This is a genomic window from Variovorax sp. GW822-FHT04A09 (assembly GCF_058801005.1).
Map to the genome: position 1 here is coordinate 17757 of NZ_JBXAMV010000007.1, position 22338 is coordinate 40094.

The following is a 22338-nucleotide window of genomic DNA, read 5'->3' on the forward strand; positions in this document are numbered from 1 at the left end:
TACACACCAGCGCATACAACAAGCAGCACTCATGGCAAACATTCTCGTGGTCGATGACGAGCTGGGCATCAGGGACCTGCTCTTCGAAATTCTCAATGACGAAGGCCACAACGTGGAGCTCGCGGAAAACGCCGCCGAAGCCCGCGCGGCCCGACAACGCGCCCGGCCCGATCTCGTGCTGCTCGACATCTGGATGCCGGACACCGACGGCGTCACCTTGCTCAAGGAGTGGTCCACCGCGGGCCTGCTGAGCATGCCGGTCATCATGATGAGCGGGCACGCCACCATTGACACCGCGGTCGATGCCACGCGTATCGGCGCCTTCGCGTTCCTCGAAAAACCCATCACGCTGCAGAAGCTGCTCAAGGCGGTGGAGCAGGGGCTGGCGCGCGAGAGCGCTCGCCGCACCGCCGCCGGCGTGGTGCCGCCGCCCACGGGCGCCCACCAGGCCGCCGCCATCACGACCACGGGCGACAGCCTGCTGATGGCGTCGCTGGCGGCCGTGCCGGTGGCCGACGCGGGTCCGCAGTCGACCCAGAGCTTCGACCTCGACCGCCCGCTGCGCGATGCGCGCGACGGTTTCGAGAAGGCCTACTTCGAGTTCCACCTGGCGATGGAGAACGGTTCGATGACCCGCGTGGCTGAGAAAACCGGCCTCGAGCGCACCCACCTGTACAGAAAACTCAAACAATTGGGTGTGGATCTTTCCCGAGGCCGCAGAAGCGCTGTATAATTTAAGGCTGCACACAATGGCCCGGTAGCTCAGTTGGTAGAGCAGCGGATTGAAAATCCGCGTGTCGGTGGTTCGATTCCGCCCCAGGCCACCAAATTCAGTCAAAAAGCCCGACCTTCCCAGGTTGGGCTTTTTGCATTCTGGCGTCGTGTTTGGGGAATCTCGCTCCCGCTCCCGCTACCCGGCCCGATCCCCGTTGATGTCGTCATGCCCGCGGCGCCTGCGTTCGGCCCGCGTCTTCGCCAGCGTGGCCTGGCTCTGCTTGGCCGCCGCCTCGCAGCGCGCGTGCAGCGCGATCAGCTCCTTGTCCGTGAGCCGCTCGATGCCGATGAAGTCGTCCTCCGCGTCGGAGGTGCGGATCAGTTCGTCGAGCTTGGTCTGCAGGGCGACGCTGTCGCGGTTCTGCGTGTTCTGGATCAGGAACACCATGAGGAAGGTGACGATGGTGGTGCCCGTGTTGATCACCAGCTGCCACGTTTCCGAAAAGCCGAAGAACGGCCCCGCGACTGCCCAGGCCACGACGACGACCACGCAGACCAGGAAGGCCGCCGGGCTGCCCGTCCAGCGTGCGACGGTGTTGGCGAAGGAATCAAAGAGTCGCTCCATGCGCGTGTTCTCCAGTCGGGGCGATGCTGCCGCGGTGGTGCGCGCGAGCGCGTCAGCCGAGGCCCGCCTCGCATGGCATCGCAATTCCCCTGAGGCTGTCGGCGCATAGCGGCGCGCGGCCGTGGCCTCGGACACGGCTTACACGCGTCGTCGGGTCGAGACGACAGGGCGCTTCCCGCACCGTGTCGACCATGAAGGCTCATTGCAGTCTTTCTTTCTCAACCCGGCCCTCGCTTTGGCGACCGGCCTTCAAGGAGCAACCACCCATGGCCAACGATACCCAGGCAACCACCGCGGACGCGGTGTCCAACGATCAGGTGATCGACGTTCTGAACGACCTTCTGGAGAGCGCGCGCGACGGCGAGTACGGCTTTCGCGCCTGCGCGAAGGAAGTCGACTCGGCGCAACTGAAGCCGGTGTTCGAAAGCCGCGCTTCGCAATGCGCCAGCGCGGCATCCGAACTCGCCGCACTCATCCGCCAGCTCGGCGGCAAACCCGACGACGGCGGCACGGTCAGCGGTGCCGTGCATCGCGGCTGGGTGCATGTGAAGGGCGCGGTCGGCGCGAACAGCCCGCTGTCGATGCTCGAGGAATGCGAGCGCGGCGAGGACGCGGCGCTCGCGCGCTACCGCAAGGCCCTGAAGGCCGACCTGCCGGCCGAGGTGCGCATGCTGGTGCAGCGCCAGGCCGACGGCGCGCAGGCCAACCACGACCAGATCAAGGGCCTGCGCGATCAATTCCGCAGCGCCAAGGGCTGACGACCGGCCGGCACCTCGGGATGCCTTTCACCATGACCGGTGACAGCCACGCGCCAGCCATGCCCCGTGCGCCGTCCGCGACGGAAGTTGCGGACGGCGTCGGCGAGCGCCTTCTCACTTTCAGCTACCTCGGCTGGTGGTTTTCGTGCGCCGCGCAGCGGGTGGACGATCAGACCTTCAGGCCGGTGGTCTTCTGCCGCGCCTATGGGGGCGGCAACGTCGAAGGCGCGGAGCAGCGCCTGCCGCCCGACACGGACAACGTCGCGTACGGCAGCGAGGCCGAGGCGCTGCGCCACGCCGAGCAGCAAGCCATTCGCTGGGCGCATGACCGCACGGGAGACGGCCAGGGCCGGTTCTGATCACGCAGCTCGGACGAGTGCGATCGTCGCGTCGTCCCGCGCTCCGTTGAAGTACTGCACCAGCACATCGCCGAACACGGGGGCTTCAGGCGCCACGATTTCGAACAGCGTCATGCAGGAGCGCAGCTTGAGGTCGTCCGGCGAGCCGAAGACCTGATGCGCATCGGTGCCGGGCAGGGCGCGCACCAGCTCCGCGCAGTGGCGCAGTCGCTCACCGAGCACAGCGTGCTGCCAGTACGCCGTCGCCTCGGCGGTACCGTCGAGGCCGAAGAACTGCGCGGTCGCACTGCGGCCCAGCGCCTTCAGTTGAGGAAACACGAACCACATCCAGTGCGTGCGCTTGCGTCCAGCCGCGAGTTCCGCGCAGACCTGGGCGTAGACGGGCTCTTGCGCCGCCACGAAGCGTTCGAGGTGCCAGTCGATGGTCATGTGTGTCAAGCGCCCGGTGTGGTGGCGGTCGCCCGATCATGCTGCAACCGCGGCGGCAACCGAGGGTCGAGCCAGTCCATGCGCCAGGCCAGCAGCAGCACCGCGCCGACCACGCAGGTGACGGCCAGCGCGCCCGCGAGACCGCGCCGCTGGCGGTACGGATCGGGCGCGATGCGCTGGGCACCCGGTGGCACGCGCGCCGTCTGCGACAGCATGCCGCCCAGGCGCACGTTGACCTTCATGCGGCCATTGATGGCCCATCCGCTCGCATCGAGGATCGGACCCAGGCTGCGCTGGCGCAGCTTGAGCCACGCGATCAGCATGCTCGGTCCCGAGATCGCGATCACGATGCCGACGAGCGCCACCGGAATCCATTGCCCCAGGTCGACGAACTTGCCGAAGATGCCGACCAGCACCGCGCTGATGCTGCCCAGCGCCACGCCGATGGCGGCCACGGTGCCGACGTCGATGCGGCTGGCGGTGGGCAGGATCGGCCCGGGCTTGGCCGGCGTCTTCGTTGACGAGGCCGCTGCGTCGGTCGGTTGGTCTGCGGTGGCGACGCGTCCGGCCAGCGTCTGCAACGCGCTCTGCGAGCCGGCCTCGCTGGCGGCCGCGCGTTTCGCCACCTGCTCTTCGATCAACCGCACGAATTTCTTGTACGGCGCGAAGAAGGCCTGCGCGACGCTCGTGGGGTTCTCGATCAGCTTGGTGACGGTGGCGTCCCAGTCGCGGCCCTGGCGGTCGTAGAACACGCCGTTGCGTCCGGCGAAAAGAAAGTCGACGTCGCCGGCCGTGAAGGCGGCGACGATGCTCATCTTCTCTCCCTGGCGCGTGCAGTCGCAGTACGCGAGGCAGGTCTTGGCCAGGCCGGCCAGCGCCGCGTGCCGCGCGGTGTCCTGCACCTGCACCGTGAGCTCGCAGCTGCGCCCGTCGAGGTAGAGCGTGCCCGCCTGGAAGATCGCGCCCTCGCGCCGGTAGAACGCCTTGAACGACACGAAGTTGTGCAGCAGCACGCGCAGGTCGCGCTGCAGCCGCAGCAGCTTCTCGAGGTCGGTCAGCAGCCGGTTGTGGTGCTCGGCGGCCTCGTCTTCGGCAATGAGTGCGAGCAACGCGTCGCGTGTCGCGAGCAGGGCATCGATGCGTTCACGCGGCAGGCCCGCGAGCGCGTTGTCAGGGCGCGCGGCGATCCACGCGTCGCAAGGCGCGAGCCGCTCGCGCAGCACTTGCCACTGGGCTTCTTCGAGCGTGTCGCGTTCGCCGAGCAACGGCGCCACTGCGTCGCGCGCGAACGCGGCCATGGCCTCGGCCCAAGCGGGATTGAGGCTCGCACCGCTCAGTGGCAATGCGCGATGGGGCGTGACCGGAGCCAGCGGTAACTCCGCCACGCGTTGCACGCTGGCGTCGAGCGTGTGCCCCGCGAGCGCGTCGTAGGCTTCGGGCGAGGGGTTGAGCGCCACCACCGCCTGCACGTCATAGGCGGCCACGCGGCAGCGCGCGAAGAAGTCGTCGACCTTGGCCGCGACCGCGCGCAGGGCCTCGGCCGCAGCGAGCGTGCGTGCGCCCAGCGGGAGCAACGCCTCCTCGTCGCCCTGCGCATGCCAGTCGCGGACCGCCTGTGCCTCGGCCATGAAGGCTTCGGCGCGTGCGCGATCGAGGCCGGGCGTCTGCTCGTGCCGGTCGGGCGTGCTGCCGTGGGTGCGCATCGCTTCCTCGATGGTGGCGCGCAGCGCGTCGTCGGTGCCGGCCGTGGCCGGCGTGACCACGCCGTCGCCGTTGAAGCGCATCGCGGCCAGCCATTCGCCGCGGTCGGCGATGTCGGCGATGGTCAGCGTGTGCGTGTCCTGCTTGCCGAGCAGGTCGAGGATGCGTCGGCCTTCCTTCGCGAGATCGGCACCTGGCGCGCGCGTGTCGTCGAGGTCGTCCAGCGACAGCGTGCCGCCGCCCGCGAGCAGCACGTCGGCGCTGCGCAGCCGCTCGCACGCCCATTGGCAGGCCGCGATGACTTCGGGCGGTCGCACGCGGCCGTCGCTGTCGGTGTCGATGAGGTCGAGCGTGCGCGCATCGAAGTCGATGCCGCGCGTGGGGCAGGCGAGTGCGACCCAGAGCTTCTGGTCGAGCTCGGCGATGCGTGCGATGTCTTCGCCGTTGCGGAACACCACCTGGTCCACGCCGTCCGCACGGAGGAATTGCCAGCGGTGCGGCGTCGGGCCTGGCGTGTGGGTGCCGGGAAGGTCGGCGGGAACGGGGGCGGTGGCGGTCGTCAACGGGCTGATGTCCTTGGGATGGTCGTGCGGGATCGGGAGTGTTTGAAGAGAGGGCTGCGTGCGTCATGCACGACGCAGCGCCTTCAATTCGTGGGCGTCAGCCTAGATCGCGCGACGGGGCGGTCGTGAGGACAGACGGCGCGCAGCGATGTCGGTCGACGCCGACATCGCGACCGACGACCGCGGCATCCCACCCATGGCCAGCAGGGTCAATGCCAGGGTATTGAGTGGATGCGCCGCGCCGACTTATCCTGCGGTCGCCATGACCGCCACACGCATCGATCTCGATCTGCCCGAAGGGTGGAGTTGCTGGTTCGAACTGCAGCAATCCGCCGAAGGCGCCTGTTCGGGCAAGGCGGAACTTCGCGAGGGCAACGAGCCGCGGTGCGTGCTGGTGATTGCGCAGCAGCCGACCCGCGAGGCCGTGATCGAGCGGTTGAAGTTTCGCGCCGACTACTTCGTCGGGGAGTGGCGCATGCGGCAGCGCGAGGGTGGGGCACCGCGGTCCTGAGCCTTTGGGTCTTGCGATCTTCTGCGCGGACCTCGGACTCGCAAGAAGTCGCCCCCCAAAAAGAAAAAGCGACTGTCTGAAGCGGTCGCTTTTCTTTGGATGCGCGAGGGTGCCGTCGCACCCCGGATCTCACATGCGATACGACGGCGCCGGCGAGGACACAGGCACCAGCTGGTATCCCTGCCCGTAGACCGCGCGCAGCACGTACCCGTTTTCGCGCTGCAGCGACAGCTTGCGCCGCACGTTCGTGGCGCAGGCGTCGAGCGAGCGCGTGACGGGGCGTTCGGGCGGGAGCTTCCACACCGAACTCATGAGCCAGGAGCGCGTCAGCACGTTGCCGAGGTTGCGGAACAGCTCGAGTGCGAAGGAGAACTGCCGCGGCTGGAGCGCGATCTCGCGGTCGCGGTGCAGCACGGTGTTGTTGCCGTCGACGAAGCGGTACTCGCCCCAGGTCCAGCGGTCCGTGGAGGGGGCCTGGCGCGTGGCGGCGCTCGTGTCCTGCTCCGTGTAGAGCGTGTGCATGTGCTGCATCAGGGCCTCGTTCGAGATGCGGCGCAGGTCGAAATTGGTGCCGCTGCCCAGCAGGGGCATGTCGTCGAAATAGGAAGGCAGCGCGACGACGTCGGGCTCGCCCTGCGCGGTGATGGGCAGGGCGGGCATGCCCAGCACCCAGCACACGGTGAGCAGGCTCTCGCTGCCCATGGCATCGGGCGCGGCCAGCAGCAGGTCGAAGCGGCTGCCGCGGCTCAAGGTGGACAGCAGCTCTCCGATGGTGCTGAACATCACGGGCCGATGACCCATGGTGCGCAGGCGCTCCTGGAGCAAGGTGCTGCGCGAGCTGCTGTTGTCCAGCAGGGCCAGGGACAGTTTTCCCTCGAGGGTCATGGGATGGGTCGATTCCAAAAGACGGCGGTAACTCACAGCGGAATCAGCCAGCGACCTTGAACCTGCTTGCAAGGCGCCGAAGCTGCCTCCGCGGTGCGCGAAGAATCTTGATTCTGGTCAGGGGGGGGCTTTTCTTGATCCGATCCTGCCGCTGGGTGATCCTTCCTTGCCCGCTTCTTGGTACGGAGCGAGCCTCTCCATGGGCTCTTACTTGTATTCGATGCTGAACGTGGCGGTGCCGTCGGCCCGCCCCGGCGTCACCTGGTTGCCGGTCTGGAAGTAGCGCGCGGTGTAGTTCAGCACGTAGTCGCCGTTCCTCGAGGTGCCGACCAGCGTTTCTTCCCCGAACTTGACGGGCACGTTCTTCGCGTCGATCACCTGGATGCCCACGCCGGTCGCCAGGTTCGGCGTGCCTCGCGTGGGTCGCAGCACGCCGGGTTCGTTCGACGGATCTTGTGGCGCATCCATGCGCAGGTACACCGTGTTCTGCGCGTTCTGTCCCGCCTTGCAGTTGAGCTTGATGCTGAACTTGCGTTCGGCCGTGGTGCTGCCGCGGCCCTTGAAGCCGTCCTTGGGCACCTTGCCGAATTGCACCAGGATGTTGCGCGAGCCCAGGTCGACCGAACACGAGGGCGTGATGATGGTGATGCCTTCGCCCAGCAGGTTCGTCGTGAGAACCGACTTCGTGTCGGCGACGCTGTAGTACTGGGTGTAGGTGCCCTGCGCGAGCGGGCCGTTGCCGGTGACGGGCGCGGTCTTGAACAGTTCCACCTGAAAGCGGGACGCCGCGTTGAAATCGCCGAAGTCGTCGGTGGTCGAGCGCTCGTGCGGGTAGTAGGAGACCGAGCTTTGGTCGAAGTAGCGCGACAGGCGGATGCCCACCCCGGGAACGCTGGTGGTGAACACGTGGTCGTAGCCCGGCACGGGGGTGCCCTGCAGCATCACGCCTTTCACGACGCCGCCTTTCTTGCAGGTCCATGGCTTGTCGGTCGTGCCGGAAAGGGGCAGGGGAAAGAACTGCTGCTTGAACACCGTGCCCACGGTGGCGTCGTTGGGAATGACGACGCGGCCGATGTTCATGTTGACGATTTTTTCCACGTAGCCCTTGGTCACGTAGCACTCGGCCAGCACTGGCGAGGCGCACAGCAGCAGGCCCAGGGCCGAGGCGGCCGTGCAGGCATTCAACAGGGGGCGTCTGCTCATTTCATTCCCTTCGGTGGCGCGCTGTCTGTCGCCTGGCATTGCGCGGTCAGTTCGCGGATGGGCGGGGGGCTGGGATCGACCGGCAGGCGGTAGGGCACGTCGCACTGGTCCGCCGCGTCCTGGCCCCAGCGCACGGTGAGCCGGCCGCTGTCGCCCGCGCCCGTGACGAAGGCCTGGCCGTCCGGTCCGACGACGCCGACTTCCTGGCCGCTCTCGCTCTCGATCCGCGCGCCCAGCGGCAGTGCGCGTCCCTTGCCGTCGGTCAGCGTGATCAGCAGCCGGTAGCCCACCGAGGTCTCGAACCGCGCGGCCACCACGGCGCCGCGCGTGGGCACCACGTCCATGGCGGCGTTCTTGACTTCCACGGTGTCACCCAGGTCGCCGGTGCGAAGCGCGACGCGGTTGAGCCGGTACGGGCTGAGGTTGGGAATGACGGCGTCGCCCGCCCAGTCGGTGCTCACGCCCGGGCGCGATTCGAGGCCAACGCCCTGCGCCTTGGGCGCCTGCACCAATGCCACGGTTTCGCCCAGCGGTTGCGACAGCGTCACGCCGCTCGCATGCGCCAGCAGGCCGCCGGCCACGCCGACCGTGGTCTGGCCGTAGCCCGGGCCGCGCGAATGCCCGAGGTCGAAGCGGCCCACGGGCGAGAGGTAGCTGGCGCTTGCGCTGCCGCTGCTGTCGCCGTCCTGGTTGGCATGCGCCGCGGTCAGGTTGTAGGTCAGGCGGCTGTCGTCCAGCGCCGCGCCGTAGACGCTCGCCTGCTGGACCAGCCGCCCGCCGATCTCCCGCGTGGCGGCGTACTGCGCATGGGCGCGCGTGTCGCCCAGGGGAATGGTCAGCGTGAACATGATCTGCCGGTTCGGCGCGCGGTTCAGGCTGGTGCTGTGGTTGTAGAAGAGGCTGTAGCCGAACTGCCTGTAGCTGCCCGAGTAGCCGACCTGCACCAGCCGGTCCTGGGCGGAGGTGCCCCAGTAGCTCTGCTGGCGCGCCGAGGCGTACACCGATCCCCACTCGCCGAGCTGCTGCGACAGCTCGAAGCGCAGCTCGTTGCGCCGACTGTGGAACGACTCCTGCGGTTGCAGGTCCTGCATCTGCACCGCCTCCTGGAAGGTGCGGTAGCCGCTGGTCGAATAGCGGTAGCCTGCCACGCGAAAGCTGGTGCCGGCGTCCAGGAAGGATTTCGAATACAGGAAACGCAGCGACTGTCCGTTGTAGACCGACGCGCCGTTCAGGGGCGTGCGATCGGTGGTCCGCGCGTGCGTCAGGTCGACCGAGACGGCGCCGAAATCGCGCAGGTTCTTGCCAACCCCGACGAGCAGCGACTGGTACATGTTCGCCCCCATCAGCCCGCCGTACAGCGAGAGCTCGTTGCCCAGCCCGCGCGCCAGCGTGGCCTGCAGGAAGGCCGGTCGTGCCGCCGCGGGCGTGGTCGGCGAGGTCTCCACGCCTTCGCCATTGCGGTACCTGCCGACGGCGGCCGAGAAGCGCCACGTGCCTTCGCGCAGCAGTGTGGGCACGGCTGAGAAGGCCTGCGTGTAGCGCGTCTGCCGGCCGTCGGCCTCGGCGATGCTCACTTCGAGGTCGCCGCTCGACGAGGTGGGGTAGAGGTCGTCGATGACGAACGGGCCGGGCGCGACGTAGGTGCTGTAGATGATGTAGCCGTTCTGGCGCACCGTGACCCGCGCGTTGGTCTGGGCGACGCCGCGGATGGTGGGGGCGTAGCCCTGCTGGCTGTCGGGCAGCATCGCGTCGTCGGAGGCCAGTTGCACGCCCCGGAATGGCAGGCTGTCGAAGAAGTTGCCGGGCGTGTTGCCGTCGCCGATGCGCAGGTAGGCGTTGATCGATGCCAGGTCGCGTTGCGCATACGTGCTCACGCTTTGCCAGCGGCTGTGGCCGTCGAGGCCGCGGTTGTAGGTCGAAAAATGGCGAAAGCGCCAGTCGCCGACATTGAAGCCCGCGCGCAGTCCCGCGAAGAGCGTGTTGCGCTGCGGCCTGCGCGCGTTGTCGGCGAACGGATTGCCGTCGAAGATGTTCTGCGGTGCCGTCGACATCGGCGCGGTGTCGCGCGTGCTGTTGCCGCTGTAGCGTGCGAAGTTCAGCTGGTAGTCCAGCATCGCGGCGGTGATGCCGCGGTCCCACTTTTCGGGGCCGACGGCCCCGCGTGCCGACCGCTTCAAGGCCGCTTGCGGAATGCTGAGCGTCAGGCGCTGCTTGCCGCCGTCGTAGGTGACGGCGGATTCGGGAATGGCGGAGGCCAAGTCGACGCAGGCGTCGTCGGGGAGGCTCGCCAGGCCGGGAAACACCGGCACGTTCAGGCCCCACGTGTCGAACATGCCGCGTGTGAGGCAGGGCGTGGCGTCGAGCTGGCCCTCTACCGCGGTGAAGCGGATGTCGGCCTGGCCGGTGCTGCGCTCGTTGAGCGAGACATCGACGAGGTACGTCCCCGCCAGCACGCGATTGCCCGTGGAGAACAGGGACAGGTCCGCATGCGGCTGGTCGCCGCCGATGCTGAGAAATTCCGCATTGAAGTCGGCACCGCCCGACGGCGGCCGTGGCGCGGGTTGCTGTGCGAGCGCCGGCACGCTCAGCATGCCGAGCGCACCCAGCATGGTGGCATGAAGTACCGATCGGGCGGGTGCGCGAAAGACGCAGGAGTGACGCATGGCGATTCGTCCCGGACGCGGGGTCATCACTGCTTGCTGCCGTCCGCCGGGGCGACGGGCGGCGGCAGCAGCTCGGCCTTCACCGCCACGGGCGTGGTGCCCTGGGGAACACGGACCTGCTCCCCGGGCGTTTCGCCGCCGTAGTCGTTGAGCGTGGTGAAGCTCACCCGGATCGCTTCGGGCGTCTTCACCGCGGTCAGCGGGTAGCTGGCTTCGCCGAAGGGCGGCACCATGTCCGCGTTGATCTTCTGCTGGCCGTCGTTGATGTCCAGCGCCGTGAACGTCACGTGGTAGGCCGACGGATTGGCGACCCGCAGCACCGCACCGCGCCCCTCGGGGCCGGGGCTCACCACCCACTGCAATTGCGCGCGCGACTCTTCCGGCTTGCCCGCCAGCCGCGCCGGCCGGTAGAACAGCTTGATGCGGCTGCGCACCGCGATCTGGAGCACGTTCTCCTCCTTCGAGCGCTCGGGGATCTCCTTGACGTTGAGCCAGAACACCGACTCGCGGTCGGCCGGCAGGTCGCCGGCCACGCGCATGATGCGCAGGATGTTCTCCATGCCCGGATCGAGCCGCGACAGCGGCGGCGTGACGAGCAGCGGAGTCTTGTTCTGGCCTTCGCCGGCGTCGATCCAGGTCTGGACCACGTAGGGCGAGGTGCTGGTGTTCTTCACCGGGATGGAGGCCTCGCGGTCCTTCTCGCCGAGGATCACGCGCGTGCCGCTGAGCGTGATGCCCGCACCGGCCGGCCACGGAAGGCACAGCGCCAGCAGGACGGCCAAGGTCCATCGGAAGCGGTTCTTGCTGAACATAGAAAAAATTCCTCGGCGCGTTCCCGACACATGAACCGCGCGCACCCGACCGTGCCGGCGCACCACGAAGTGCGCCCGGCGTGCGGGCAAGAAATGAAAACGGGAGGTGGCACCTGCCGCCGTGTGTCGATCGGGCGGTGGTGCCGTGAGGCCGGGGCGGTATCGCGCCGACGCGATGCGAAGGGCTTCGGTCGGCGTGCGAAGACCGCGGATGCGGCGATTACTTGTAGGCGATCGTGAACTGCGCGACCGAGTTGGCCGGACCCGCCGTGACGGCCGAGCGGGTGGCGACGTACGCAGCCTGGAACTTGAGTGCGTTGTCGCCCTGGCCCAGGATGTAGACCGCCGACGGCGAGCCCAACGGGAGCTTGGTGCCGGCGGAATCGCCGAGTTCGATGGCGACGCCGCTGGCGGCACCGACGCCGACCTGCCCGGCGTTGGCCAGGCGCAGGTTGCTGGCGTCGTCGAGGTCGGCGGTGCCGCTGAAGGTCACGGTCGCGCCCTTGGCGGTGGCGCCGCAACCCAGCAGGTCGATGTTGAACCTGGCGGGCGTGGCCTTCTTGCCGACGACCGCGGTGCCGGCGGTGGCGCCGTCGAACACGGTGCGCGACACCTTGCCCAGCGGCACGGTCAGGTTCTGGCTGCTCGGTGCGATCGAGCACAGCGTGTCGACGATCTCGCCGGTGAAGTTCACGGTGCCGTCGGCGGCCAGCGCGCCTTGAGAGAGAACCACGGTGACCGCGACTGCTGCAGCCTTGAAAAAACTACCCTTTTGCATTTGATTTCCCTGAATTTTTAAGAATGAATAACGCTTTGCCTTTGTAAGGCGGGCGGAGTCTATTTCTTAAATCTTCTCGATGAAATGCGGAGTTTTCAGTGATTAACTTTGGTTGTGTTTGGTTGTTCGTTCTCGTGAAGAAATGGTGACATATTTCATGTGAAATACAGATCGGTGAAGCTGAAAAACTCGCCGCACGCAGGCGAATGAATATGGTGATTTAAAGGAAGATCGCCGATTGAGGGTTGTCGGCGCTCAAGAAATTGCGTCCAAATTGTTAATTGAAAATGCAGATAACCCCGTCAGCCGAGTCTTTGCAAAGGTCCGCTTGAGCCGGGCCGGCGGCAGCAGCTCTTGGCCAAACGGTTAATTTTTGAGTGATTTAGTTCACCTTTGAATGTCCGCAGGTCATTGGAATATCACGCGACTCCAAACGCGTATGCCTGCGGGACACATGTCGTTCATAAATTGACTTGACTCCCACGCGACTGGCGCAGGAGCACCGGCGTGACAGGGCCTCCGAAGACGAACCCACACGCACAACATCCAAAACCACGTCTTCATCTGCCAGGAGTTCACTCGATATGCGTACCCACTTCATTGCCGCCGTTGCTTTCACTGGCGCGCTCGCCCTCTCGCAATCCGCCTCGGCGGCGGACGGGAACATCTCTTTCAACGGCGAGATCACGGGCCAGACCTGCGTGATCAACGGCGGCAACAAAGACATCATCGTGACCTTGCCGACCGTCGCCGCCAGCACGCTCAGCGCGACCGGCAAGACGGCCGGCAAGACGCCGTTCAGCATCGACCTGACCGGCTGCGCCGCCACACCCGCCAAGGTGCAGGTCCAGTTCGAACCGGGTGCCACCGTGGACAGCACGACCGGCCGCCTCATTCCCGCCCCGGGTGGGGCCACCAATGTGCAGGTCGGCCTGAGCAACGCAGACGACGCCAGCGCGATCAAGCTCGGCCTGGCGCTGTCGGCGCAGAACTCCAGAGCCGCCGACATCGTCAACGGCGCGGCCTCGCTGCGCTACACGGCCGAGTACGTCGCCAGCGGCGGTGCCGCCACCGTCGGCAAGGTCACGACGAGCGTCGTGTATTCGATCGCCTACCAGTGACGGGTTGCGCGGGCGGCCGCAGCCAGCGGTCGCCCGTGTCCGGAATGACCGCTTCGGGAGGACCCATGAAGACTGCGCATGCATCGGCTGCGATGCGGATCGTGACGGCGGCCATCGGCGCGCTCGTCCTGTGCGGCGGGGTGCAGGCGGCCGTGGTGATCGCCGCCACCCGCGTCATCTACCCCGCGAAAGAAACCGAGGTCACGCTGAGGCTCTCGAACGAGGGGGCGTCGCCCGCCCTGGTGCAGGTATGGACCGACGACGGCAACGCCGAGGCCGGCCCTGCCGCGAAGGGCGCGCCGTTCCTGGTCACGCCGCCGGTGTCCCGCATCGATCCCACGCGCAGCCAGACTCTGCGCATCGCCTACACGGGGGAGCCGCTGCCTTCCGACCGCGAGTCGGTGTTCTGGCTCAACATGCTCGAAGTGCCGCCCCGTCCCGAAGGGGCCATGGCCGAGGCGAACAAGCTGCAGCTGGCGTTCCGTTCGCGGATCAAGCTGTTCTTCCGTCCGCCCGGGCTGGCGGGCAAGGCCGAAGGGGCTCCGGCCCAGGCGGTCTGGCGGCTGGTCGGGCGCGAGGGCGCGCCGGCGATCGAGGTGCGCAACCCGACGCCCTATCACCTGAACCTCGTCTCGGTGGAACTCGAGAGCGAAGGCAAGCGCGCAGGGTTCGACGATGGCGTGATGGTGGCGCCGGGCGAAACCAGGGAGCTCCCGCTGAAGGGTTCGCTCGATGGCCGTGCGGCCGCAGACCTCCAGCTTCGCTATCAGACGCTGAACGACTACGGCGGCGCCGTGCAAGGCAACGCCGTGCTCCCCAAGGGCGCCGCACGCTAGCGGATGGCGATGCATGAAGGCCTCGAAGAACGCCGTGCGGACCGTGCGGCGGTTGTCCCCCTGCGCGTTGGCGACGCTTCTGGCGATGGCGGCCAGCACGCAGGCCAGGGCCAACACGCCGGCCGCCGCAACGCAGCCTGCGGAAGTGCGTTTCAACGAAGACTTCCTGCGGCTGGGCAACGGCGTGCCGCTGGACCTGAGCCGCTACAACAAGGGCAACCCCGCTGAGGCGGGGCGCTATCGCGCCGACCTCTACGTCAACCAGGTCTGGCTTGGGCGCATCACCGTCACGCTGAAGGCCGTGGGCGCGCGCAGCGGCGATGTTGCGACCTGCTTCGACCGCGATCTGCTCGAGCGTGTGGGCATCGATCTGCAACGGCTGTCGCCCGAGGCGGTGGCCCTGTTGCCAGGCGCTGCGCCTTCGCCACGTGATTGCGTGGCGCTGGCCCAGCTGGTGCCCGACGCGACCGCGTTCTTCGACAACGGCGAACAGCGGCTCGATATCGGCGTGCCGCAGGCGGCGCTTCGGCGCCAGGCGCGCGGCCATGTGGACCCGAGCCAATGGGACGACGGCGTGCCCGCCGCCTTGCTGCAGTACGACGCCAACTACTACCGCTCGAAGACCGCAGGACGCTCGGACAGCCAGGGCTACGTGGGCCTGGTGGCGGGCGGCAACATCGGCCCCTGGCGGCTGCGGCACCACGGCAGCCTCACGACCGGCTCGGCGCGCGGCACCCACTACCAGGGCACGCAGACCTACGTGCAGCGCGCCGTCGAGCCCTGGGGCAGCCAGCTGGTGGTGGGCGATGCCTTCACCGAGGGCGCGCTGTTCGACAGCTTCGGCTTTCGCGGTGTGCAGCTGGCCACCGACGACCGCATGGTGCCGGAGTCGCAACGCGGCTATGCGCCGCGCATCACGGGCATCGCCCGCGGCAATGCGGTGGTGCGCGTGAGGCAGAACGGCAACCTGCTGCGCGAAACCACGGTGGCGGCCGGCGCCTTCGTGATCGACGACCTGTATCCCACGGGCTACGGCGGCGACCTCGACGTCGAAGTCACCGAAGCCGACGGCAGCGTGCAGGTGTCGAAGGTGCCTTACGCCGCCGCGGTGAACGCGCTGCGTCCCGGCATCACGCGCTACCGCGTGACGGCGGGCCAGTTGCGCGATTCACAGCTGCACAGCCGGCGCGCGTTGTTCCAGGGCACGGTGCAGCATGGCTTCACGAACATGCTCACGGGCTACGGCGGCGTGCTGCTTGCACGCGGCTATCGCGCCCTGGTGGGTGGGGCTGCGCTCAACACCAGCTGGGGCGCCTTCGGCGTCGACCTGACCGGCACTGCGGCCAGCCTGCCCGGGCAGGCGCGCCGAAGCGGCCACAGCGTGCGACTGGCCTACACCAAGATCCTGGCGCCCACCGACACCCACGTCACGCTTGCGGCCTACCGCTATTCGAGCAAGGGCTACCTGGGTCTGCGCGAAGCCGTGGCGCTGGGCGAGGCCCCGGGGCCCTCGCGCGGCGACGGCAGCGGCCTGCCGGGCGGACACCTGCGCGGCCGCCTGCAGCTCATGCTCAACCAGAACCTGCCGGGCGACATGGGGTCCTTCTACCTGAGCGGCTCGACCCAGGACTACTGGAACCGCGAGGGCCGGGACACGCAGTTCCAGGCCGGCTACAGCAAGAGCTTCGGCCGCGTGAACCTCGGGCTCTCGGCCGCCCGGCAGTTCGACCCCTTGCGCAAGCGCTGGAACAACACGGTCATGCTGACCTTCGGCATTCCGCTGGACGCCGGGTCGCGCGAGGTCTACACCACGTCGAGCGTGCAGCGCGATTCCAGCGGCGCGATCGACATGCGCACCTCCGCAGGCGGCGTGTTCGGCGAAGACAACGCGTGGAGCTACAGCCTCAACGCGAGCCACAGCCGCGGGGGCGAAGGGGCATCGAAGTCGTCACGCACCGGCGGCGGCGCCACGGTGGCCCATACCTCGCCTGTCGCCACCTGGCGCGGCAGCGCGTCGGCCGGCGATGGTTATTCGCAGTTGGGCGTGGGCGTGTCGGGCGGTGTGGTGGCCCACGGCGGTGGCGTGGTGTTCGCGCCTGCGATGGGCGAAACACTCGCCATCGTCGAGGCGAAGGGCGCGAACGGCGCGCGCGTCGCCAATGCAAGCGGGTTGCGTGTCGGGCCAGGAGGGCAGGCCGTGGTGTCGAACCTCGCGCCCTTTGCGAGCAACGAAGTCGAGCTCGATCCCAAGGGCCTGCCGATGAGCGTGGAGCTGAAGTCGAGCACGCAGCGCGTCGCACCCACGGCGGGTGCCGTGGTCAAGCTGAAGTTCGAGACCTCGGGCGGCGGGCGCTCGGTGCTCGTGCGCGTCACCCTGGCCGACGGCACGCCGGTGCCGTTCGGTGCGCGGGTGACGGACGCGGCGGGGCAGGAGGTCGGCACGGTGGCGCAGGACGGGCGGCTTCTGCTGCGCAGCGTGATGGCCGAGGCCGCGCAGTACGAGTTGGCGTGGGGCGAGGAGAAAGGGCAGCGATGCAGCTTGCCGCTTCTGTTGGGCGCGGCGTCTACCGATGCCCCTGCGTCGCCGTGGCAGGTGGTGGACGCTCAGTGCGCCCAGTGAGAGGGCGACCAGTCTCCAGACAACGGACAAACAAGGACAAGCGATGAACTGCAAGAGATGGCTATCGAAATCGATCAATCGCACCGTGCGCGCGGCGCTGGCGTGTCTTGCCATGTGCTTGCTGGGGTTGCCTCTTTCCGTGAGCGCGCAATCGAAATGCACGGCTTCGCCCAGCGTGGTCGCCGCGCTGCCCGCCACGATCTACGTGAACCCGAATCTGGGGACGGGAGGGGGGCTGACGTCTTGGTTGCCTCTAATGCAGGGGGGAGGGGGGCTTATGTATACCTGCACCGGAAACGCGCTTCTTGGTGCTGCGATCAAGGTTGTGGGGTTGTCGAAATCAGGTATTCAGGTTCTATATTCCGGTACCCCAATCAGCGTCTTTGACACGAATGTCCAGGGCGTTGGCGTTGCGTTTGCCGCCTCCCTTTTCGTGGGGCCGTGCAACAGCGGTGTCGTCGACGCTGGTGGCCTGCCATCAACGGCCCCTGGATCGGGAGCAGCTGCAACGGTTCAGTTCACACCCTCTTCAGGCGTATGGGTCAAGTGCGGTACCGCAGGAGTTGGCCGAGTGAGCACCTCCGTATTGATGCAGTTTGTGAAAACGGGAGCAATCAGCGGAGGAACCGTAACGCCCTTTGTCCCCATGCTCGAGTCGAGCTACAGCCTCGACGGGGTGCTGACAAAGGGCACGTGGAGCGTTACGGCAGGGCCGACGGTGGTCCAAGGTCTTCCGACTTGCACAGTGAAGGACCTGACCGTCGCGATGGGCTCGTACAAGAGTTCGGCGTTCGCAGGCATCGGCACGACCACGCCAGCGAAGGACTTCGAAGTTTCGGTCACCTGTCCTCCGGGGATGATGCTTGTGACCACGGGGCCTTTGCCGCGCCCCGTGTCTGTCGCGTACCGAATCTACTCAAATGGCACAGAGAACCCGCGTACCAACGTGTTTGCGCTTTCTTCCGGGTCGACAGCCAAGGGGATTGCCTTGCGCATCAGCAATTCGGCGTCTGTCCCATTCGGCGCCGGGAGTGCCTATCGCCTGGACTACGACGTCACCTCCGGTAGCAGCCATTCGGTCAAATTCCAGGCCGCCTATCAACAGATTGATGCAACGGTCACACCGGGTACGGCAAACGCCGTGTTGATCTTTGCGATGAACTACCAATAGGTGGTCATGCCCTTGGCGGCCGACCTCGCGGATTGAAGTCACACGCGCGTAGCACAACACGCCATCTTGCACCTAGACAGCGCCGTCGGGTGGAGTGATTGCACTGAGAAACGCGTCACATTGCACGCGTAACATCGCTCCGGTCGCCTTGCCCAAGGCGCTCTTGAATGTGCCGCTTCAGCGGCGGATGGCAAGGAGGGAGCACCATGGAACAACGCGCGGTTTCTCTTCGTCGGCTCGCCGCGATGGCCGGCATTTCCTGGCTGGGCGGGCTGGCGCTTGGCAGCCACGCCGGGGACGGCACCATTCATTTCACCGGCGCCATCGTCGCCGCGCCCTACCAGGTGGCCCTGGTGCAACCCCAGCAACATCAACGACAACAGCCGCAGCGGATGAAGGCGACATCGACGGGCGAACGCCAGGCCGAATTGGCCTTTTCCCGTGAAACCGTGGACCGGCCCAGCGCGCGAATGAAGGTCGAGATGGCGCGCACGCAGGCGGTGTCGGCGCGCTTCGTGGACAGCCGGGGGCGCACGCAGGCCATCGATCCCGCGCAGTGGCATGCGATCGGCCAGCAGGGCGGCACGCTGTCACTGCTTGCGTTGGCGCAGCCGCAAGCAGGCGGCCCATCGGCCGCATTGGTGACGCTCGCCTACGACTGACGCTGCGATATCGCGGCGCTGGCGTGAACCGTGTCGGTGGCGGCCATCGCACCGACGCCCGCCATGTCGAGCCGCGAGATCGGCAGCGTCTGGCTCTGGCTGTGGCGCATGGCCATCCGCAGGCGGAACTCCTTGGGCGTCATGCCCTTGATCTCCAGGAAGCGTCGGTTGAAGTTGGCGATGTTGTTGTACCCGGCGGCGTAGCAGATGCTCGAGATCTGCTGGTCGCTTTCCATCAGCAGCTGGCACGCCTTGCCGACGCGCAGCCGGTTCACGAAATCGGTGAACGGCACGCCCGTGGCCTGGCTGAACAGCCGCGAAAAACTACCCTGGCTCAGGCCTGTCTGTGCGCAGACCTCCGAGAGTGACAGCGGCTGGTCGAGGTGCTGCCGGATGTACGCGACGGCCTTGCCGATGCCAGCGACCGTCTCCGCGTTGCCCTTGATCGGCAGCCAGCCCGACGAGAGCACGCGATGCTGCCTGCAGCGCGTGAGCAGGCTCAGCAGGCCGAGAAACTCGGAGAACCGTTCGGGCCCTTCGCTGCGCTGCAGGCGCTCGAGGTGTTCGCGCACGTCGTCGCTGATGCCGAAGAACTCGATCCCGTAGCGGGCCATTTCGAGCAGCGGGGCTGCTTCCTGCAGTTCGGCGAACACCTGCATGCCCTGGCGCAGCGGTGCGTCCGGAAACTGCAAGGCGAGGCTGCGAAGTTCCACGCCTTCGGACGGCAGGTTGAGCGACACCCAGTTGTGCGGCAACCGAGGCCCGGTGAGCACCAGGTGACCCGGCTCGAAGCGCCCGACGTGGTCGCCGACGAAGGCCCAGCCTCCCGTGTCGGCGATCAGGTGCAGCTCGTACGCGTCATGGCAGTGCCAGCGCTCCTGCGGTGACGGGCTGCCGTGCTGCAGGCTGTGCAGGAAGCCACGCTGGCCCGAAGGCACCGGACCGGTCTGCGGATGGTGCATGAAGCTGTGCTCGATCTCCGGCGCGGGGTTGCGGCGCACGCCTTGCGGCTTGATGGCGCTCCTCATCGCGGATGCGGCGCGGCGGCGCCCCGTGCGGTCTTCCTGCGTGTCCCTCGTCCTGGCATCGAGCACTCCCCTTTGTGTGTGTCTTGTGGCGGTTGCCGGGCCGTCCGGATTCGCGGCAGGCGAACGGTCGGCGCTCAAGACCTATTGGGGCGTAGCTCTGTAAATAAAAAGTAAACAATTCAAAAGCGCAAAGAAACACGCGCAATGCAAACAAGTGTTCGGCGCATGCGGAGGCCCGCGGCCCGGGGGCGCCCGCTCAGGTAACTCGGTCAGGCCGCGTGGGCCGTGGTCGCTGGTGCGTCGGTGCGGTGGTGGGCCAGGGCCTGCGCAATGGCCCTCACCAGGTCGGCCGTGAGGAAGGGCTTGCGCAGGATCCGCGTGCGCGGCGGCACGGCGTAGCGGTGCGCCAGCAGGTCGGAGGGAAGTCCCGAGATCAACACCACGGCAGTGCGCGGGTAGAGGCGCTGCACGTCGCGCATCAGTTGCAGGCCGTCGCCGCCGGGCCCCAGGCTGACGTCCGACAGCACCAGGTCGAAGGCCTGGCGTTCGAGCGCGGCGGTGGCGTCGGTGGCCGACGCCACCGCCTGCACCCGCGCACCGTGCTCCTTGAAAAATTCGAAGGTGGCGTCGCGCACGTCGGTGTCGTCGTCCACCAGCAGCACCTGCAAGGCGTCGAGCGACAGCGCGGGTGGCGGCGGTGCGCAGGCCGGCGCCGCCGACGGCGCGGCCTCGGGCAGCACCAGCGTGAACGCGGTGCCTTGGCCGACGGTGCTGCGCACACGCAGGTCGCCGCCCGACTGCTTGACGAAGCCGTAGACGATGCTCAGGCCCAGCCCGCTGCCTTCGTTCTCCTTGGTCGAGAAGAAGGGTTCGAAGATGTGCTCCAGCACGTGCGGCGGCATGCCGTGGCCCGTGTCGCTGATGCGGATCTCGACCACCGGGCCGGGGCTGCCGTGCGCGGTCGTGCCGTCCGCCGCCGCGTGCCACGCGCTGTGCAGGGTGAGCACGCCGCCGCGCGGCATCGCCGCGCCCCCGTTCAGCGCCAGGTTGAGGATCGCGTTCTCGAGCTGTCCGCCGTCGGCCAGCACGCACGCCCCGTCGGCCTGCAGGTCGAGCTCGACGCGGATGCCCTGGCCGAGCGAGTACTCGATGAGATCCTGCAACCCGGCCAGCATCTGGTCGACATCGATCACTTCGGCGCGCAGCGTCTGCCGGCGGGCAAAGGCCAGCAGGCGCGTCGTGAGCACGGCGCCGCGCTCCGAGGCCCGGAACGCTCGGTCCACGATCCGGCGCATGTCGGGCGACAGGTCGTCGCGCGACTGCAGCAGCTGCAGGTTGCTGAAGATCGCCGCCAGCAGGTTGTTGAAGTCGTGCGCGACGCCGCCCGTGAGCTGGCCCAGCACTTCCATCTTCTGCGCCTGCCGCACCTGACGTTCGAGCGCGCGGCTCTCGCTCTGGTCGCTGTACAGCGTGACGAAGCCGCCGGCCGGCATGGGGTGGTTGCGCACGGCCAGCACCTGGCCGTTGTCGAGCAGGTAGTCGTCGCGCCGCCGCTGCGCATCGGGCGGCCCCAGCAGGTCGACGGCGGAGCGGCCGTCGGCCAGCGCCGGCAGCGCCGCGCGCAGCGTGTCGAGCGTCGCGCCGGTATGGATCGCCTGCGCGGGCAGGCGCAGCAGCGCGGCGAAGCGCGGGTTCCAGGCCACCAGGCGGCCTTCGGCGTCGAACGCGCCCAGGCCGTCGTCGATGCTGTCGAGCACCGTGCGCAGCAGGCGCCGTTGCTCCGAAATGTCCGCACCCATCCGCCGCATCGACAGCGTGTTGTCGCGGAACACGTTGAAGGCGCGGATGAGTGCACCGACCTCGTCGTCGCGCCGCGAGACATCGGGCGGCGCGCTGGCGTTGCCGTGCGACAGCTCGGTGATGGCGGAGGTGACCCGCGTGAGGTCGCGCAGCGATTCGCGCAGGCTCCAGTACCCGAGCACCAGCGCGGCGGCCGCGACCAGCAGCGCGAGCGTGACCGCGATCAGCCCCGAGCGCACGATCAGGCCCACCGAATGTTCGCGCGAGGACACCTCGGCGCTGAGCGCCGCCACATGGCGGTCGACCGAGCGCGTGAGCTCTTCCGAGAGCACGCGCGTGGAGGTGAGCAGCAGGGTCTTGCGATCGCGCAGCGCGAGGTGCTGCCTGCGCAGCGCGAAGATGCTGTCGGCCTGCGCGGCGATCTGGACGCGGATCCCCGCATCGATGCGCAAGGAGTTGGCTGAGCCGGCGTAGGCGAGATAGACCCGCTCGGCCTCGTCCAGGTCGAGCGTGTTGTGGGCGTACAAGGCAACCCGCAGCAGATGCAGCGTGTGGTCTGCAACGAACCTGGAACGCTCGGGCAGATCGGTGATGCGGTGCTCCATCTGGCTCAGCGCGTGAATGCGCCCGCGGCCTTCTTCCCGCAGCGCGAGGTCCAGGCGCTTGAACTCGATCAGATCGTCCAGCACCACCTGCATGGCGCTGAGCACCTTCGGCACACCGGTGGCTGCGCCGCTCGCCGGCGGCAGTTGCGCCGCGAGCACGCGCACCTCCTCCTGTCGCTTCAGCAGATCGGCCTTTTCCTGGTTGAGCCGCGCCGATATCGACATTTCCGCCACGTACGGCGCTGCCGCCGCCAGGTGCGTGACGCGCTCCGACAGCGCGAGCGACTTCGCCACCGACGGCAGGATGCGCTCGTCGAAGCCCTGGATCGCGGCCTTGGCGTTGAACAGCGCCACCATCGCCACGGCGGCCAGCACCAGCGTGGTGATGGCCAGTACGGCGAACGCGGAGAGCCATCGCCCGCGCAGGCTGCACGAGCGCTTGCGCCCGCGCGCAGGCGCGTTCGCGTTCGAGGAGGTGCGGGAGCCTTGCATGG

19 protein-coding genes and 1 tRNA gene are annotated in these 22338 nt (G+C 67.8%); 10 read left to right on the forward strand and 10 right to left on the reverse strand.

The window, feature by feature from the left end:
• The first annotated feature begins 31 nt into the window (after nt 1-31).
• Nucleotides 32-733 (forward strand): response regulator, encoded by a 702-nt coding sequence (locus AC1RLW_RS27390; RefSeq protein WP_062480363.1) that lies wholly within the window; start codon nt 32-34, stop codon nt 731-733.
• 18 nt (nt 734-751) lie between these two features.
• A tRNA-Phe gene (locus tag AC1RLW_RS27395) sits at nt 752-827 on the forward strand.
• A gap of 83 nt (nt 828-910) precedes the next feature.
• Here the strand turns inward: AC1RLW_RS27395 and AC1RLW_RS27400 are convergent.
• Nucleotides 911-1339, reverse strand: coding sequence for a low affinity iron permease family protein (locus AC1RLW_RS27400; protein WP_095743449.1), 429 nt, complete (start codon nt 1337-1339; stop codon nt 911-913).
• 266 nt (nt 1340-1605) lie between these two features.
• Here AC1RLW_RS27400 and AC1RLW_RS27405 point away from each other — a divergent pair, with 266 nt between their 5' ends.
• Nucleotides 1606-2097 carry a ferritin-like domain-containing protein gene (locus tag AC1RLW_RS27405; RefSeq protein WP_493195792.1) on the forward strand — a complete coding sequence of 164 codons (492 nt, stop codon included), beginning with the start codon at nt 1606-1608 and terminating at the stop codon, nt 2095-2097.
• Nucleotides 2098-2129: 32 nt separating this feature from the next.
• On the forward strand, nt 2130-2456 hold the full coding sequence (locus AC1RLW_RS27410; RefSeq protein WP_493195793.1) for a hypothetical protein: 327 nt from the start codon (nt 2130-2132) through the stop codon (nt 2454-2456).
• Here the strand turns inward: AC1RLW_RS27410 and AC1RLW_RS27415 are convergent, their stop codons facing one another.
• A complete protein-coding gene (locus AC1RLW_RS27415; protein WP_493195794.1) occupies nt 2457-2885 on the reverse strand; it encodes a DUF1810 domain-containing protein in 429 nt (142 codons plus the stop codon).
• 5 nt (nt 2886-2890) lie between these two features.
• The gene (locus AC1RLW_RS27420; RefSeq protein ID WP_493195795.1) at nt 2891-5149 is read right to left on the reverse strand and encodes a hypothetical protein; all 2259 of its coding nucleotides are present in this window, start codon (nt 5147-5149) and stop codon (nt 2891-2893) included.
• Nucleotides 5150-5297: 148 nt separating this feature from the next.
• On the opposite strand from AC1RLW_RS27420, the gene AC1RLW_RS27425 reads away from it, so the two are divergent.
• Nucleotides 5298-5660: a hypothetical protein gene (locus tag AC1RLW_RS27425; RefSeq protein WP_492733701.1), complete on the forward strand. Its 363-nt coding sequence runs from the start codon at nt 5298-5300 to the stop codon at nt 5658-5660.
• A gap of 129 nt (nt 5661-5789) precedes the next feature.
• On the opposite strand, the gene AC1RLW_RS27430 is transcribed toward AC1RLW_RS27425, so the two are convergent.
• The 5 genes from AC1RLW_RS27430 to AC1RLW_RS27450 form a co-directional block, all read right to left on the reverse strand.
• Nucleotides 5790-6545 carry a winged helix-turn-helix domain-containing protein gene (locus AC1RLW_RS27430; RefSeq protein ID WP_493195796.1) on the reverse strand — a complete coding sequence of 252 codons (756 nt, stop codon included), beginning with the start codon at nt 6543-6545 and terminating at the stop codon, nt 5790-5792.
• 207 nt (nt 6546-6752) lie between these two features.
• Nucleotides 6753-7748: a fimbrial protein gene (locus AC1RLW_RS27435; protein ID WP_493195797.1), complete on the reverse strand. Its 996-nt coding sequence runs from the start codon at nt 7746-7748 to the stop codon at nt 6753-6755.
• Entirely contained in the window at nt 7745-10357 is a 2613-nt protein-coding gene (locus AC1RLW_RS27440; protein WP_493195798.1) for a fimbria/pilus outer membrane usher protein, read from the reverse strand. Before AC1RLW_RS27440 ends, AC1RLW_RS27435 begins: the two co-directional genes overlap by 4 nt.
• A gap of 80 nt (nt 10358-10437) precedes the next feature.
• Entirely contained in the window at nt 10438-11223 is a 786-nt protein-coding gene (locus AC1RLW_RS27445) for a fimbrial biogenesis chaperone (protein ID WP_493195799.1), read from the reverse strand.
• A gap of 220 nt (nt 11224-11443) precedes the next feature.
• A complete protein-coding gene (locus AC1RLW_RS27450; protein ID WP_095743456.1) occupies nt 11444-12001 on the reverse strand; it encodes a fimbrial protein in 558 nt (185 codons plus the stop codon).
• Between the two features lie 584 nt (nt 12002-12585).
• On the opposite strand from AC1RLW_RS27450, the gene AC1RLW_RS27455 reads away from it, so the two are divergent.
• The 5 genes from AC1RLW_RS27455 to AC1RLW_RS27475 all read left to right on the forward strand — a co-directional run bounded on the left by AC1RLW_RS27455 (nt 12586) and on the right by AC1RLW_RS27475 (nt 18411).
• The gene (locus AC1RLW_RS27455) at nt 12586-13122 is read left to right on the forward strand and encodes a fimbrial protein (protein WP_095949448.1); all 537 of its coding nucleotides are present in this window, start codon (nt 12586-12588) and stop codon (nt 13120-13122) included.
• 65 nt (nt 13123-13187) lie between these two features.
• Nucleotides 13188-13958 carry a fimbrial biogenesis chaperone gene (locus tag AC1RLW_RS27460; protein WP_493195800.1) on the forward strand — a complete coding sequence of 257 codons (771 nt, stop codon included), beginning with the start codon at nt 13188-13190 and terminating at the stop codon, nt 13956-13958.
• Between the two features lie 67 nt (nt 13959-14025).
• A complete protein-coding gene (locus AC1RLW_RS27465) occupies nt 14026-16578 on the forward strand; it encodes a fimbria/pilus outer membrane usher protein (RefSeq protein ID WP_493195801.1) in 2553 nt (850 codons plus the stop codon).
• A gap of 43 nt (nt 16579-16621) precedes the next feature.
• Entirely contained in the window at nt 16622-17749 is a 1128-nt protein-coding gene (locus tag AC1RLW_RS27470) for a fimbrial protein (RefSeq protein ID WP_493195802.1), read from the forward strand.
• 206 nt (nt 17750-17955) lie between these two features.
• Nucleotides 17956-18411 carry a hypothetical protein gene (locus AC1RLW_RS27475; protein ID WP_493195803.1) on the forward strand — a complete coding sequence of 152 codons (456 nt, stop codon included), beginning with the start codon at nt 17956-17958 and terminating at the stop codon, nt 18409-18411.
• Here AC1RLW_RS27475 and AC1RLW_RS27480 read toward each other — a convergent pair.
• Both AC1RLW_RS27480 and AC1RLW_RS27485 read right to left on the reverse strand, forming a co-directional pair.
• Entirely contained in the window at nt 18402-19439 is a 1038-nt protein-coding gene (locus AC1RLW_RS27480) for a helix-turn-helix domain-containing protein (protein WP_493195804.1), read from the reverse strand. The genes AC1RLW_RS27475 and AC1RLW_RS27480 overlap by 10 nt on opposite strands.
• Nucleotides 19440-19708: 269 nt before the next feature.
• Nucleotides 19709-22336, reverse strand: coding sequence for a hybrid sensor histidine kinase/response regulator (locus AC1RLW_RS27485; protein ID WP_493195805.1), 2628 nt, complete (start codon nt 22334-22336; stop codon nt 19709-19711).
• Between the last annotated feature and the right edge of the window lie 2 nt (nt 22337-22338).

Excerpts from the sequence above, each read along its gene's own strand:
- AC1RLW_RS27390 (WP_062480363.1), top strand. The coding sequence starts at position 32 with ATGGCAAACATTCTCGTGGTCGATGACGAGCTGGGCATCAGGGACCTG.
- AC1RLW_RS27400 (WP_095743449.1), bottom strand. The coding sequence starts at position 1,339 with ATGGAGCGACTCTTTGATTCCTTCGCCAACACCGTCGCACGCTGGACG.
- AC1RLW_RS27405 (WP_493195792.1), top strand. The coding sequence starts at position 1,606 with ATGGCCAACGATACCCAGGCAACCACCGCGGACGCGGTGTCCAACGAT.
- AC1RLW_RS27410 (WP_493195793.1), top strand. The coding sequence starts at position 2,130 with ATGACCGGTGACAGCCACGCGCCAGCCATGCCCCGTGCGCCGTCCGCG.
- AC1RLW_RS27415 (WP_493195794.1), bottom strand. The coding sequence starts at position 2,885 with ATGACCATCGACTGGCACCTCGAACGCTTCGTGGCGGCGCAAGAGCCC.
- AC1RLW_RS27425 (WP_492733701.1), top strand. The coding sequence starts at position 5,298 with ATGTCGGTCGACGCCGACATCGCGACCGACGACCGCGGCATCCCACCC.
- AC1RLW_RS27430 (WP_493195796.1), bottom strand. The coding sequence starts at position 6,545 with ATGACCCTCGAGGGAAAACTGTCCCTGGCCCTGCTGGACAACAGCAGC.
- AC1RLW_RS27435 (WP_493195797.1), bottom strand. The coding sequence starts at position 7,748 with ATGAGCAGACGCCCCCTGTTGAATGCCTGCACGGCCGCCTCGGCCCTG.
- AC1RLW_RS27440 (WP_493195798.1), bottom strand. The coding sequence starts at position 10,357 with ATGCTGGGTGCGCTCGGCATGCTGAGCGTGCCGGCGCTCGCACAGCAA.
- AC1RLW_RS27445 (WP_493195799.1), bottom strand. The coding sequence starts at position 11,223 with ATGTTCAGCAAGAACCGCTTCCGATGGACCTTGGCCGTCCTGCTGGCG.
- AC1RLW_RS27450 (WP_095743456.1), bottom strand. The coding sequence starts at position 12,001 with ATGCAAAAGGGTAGTTTTTTCAAGGCTGCAGCAGTCGCGGTCACCGTG.
- AC1RLW_RS27455 (WP_095949448.1), top strand. The coding sequence starts at position 12,586 with ATGCGTACCCACTTCATTGCCGCCGTTGCTTTCACTGGCGCGCTCGCC.
- AC1RLW_RS27460 (WP_493195800.1), top strand. The coding sequence starts at position 13,188 with ATGAAGACTGCGCATGCATCGGCTGCGATGCGGATCGTGACGGCGGCC.
- AC1RLW_RS27470 (WP_493195802.1), top strand. The coding sequence starts at position 16,622 with ATGAACTGCAAGAGATGGCTATCGAAATCGATCAATCGCACCGTGCGC.
- AC1RLW_RS27475 (WP_493195803.1), top strand. The coding sequence starts at position 17,956 with ATGGAACAACGCGCGGTTTCTCTTCGTCGGCTCGCCGCGATGGCCGGC.
- AC1RLW_RS27480 (WP_493195804.1), bottom strand. The coding sequence starts at position 19,439 with ATGAGGAGCGCCATCAAGCCGCAAGGCGTGCGCCGCAACCCCGCGCCG.
- AC1RLW_RS27485 (WP_493195805.1), bottom strand. The coding sequence starts at position 22,336 with ATGCAAGGCTCCCGCACCTCCTCGAACGCGAACGCGCCTGCGCGCGGG.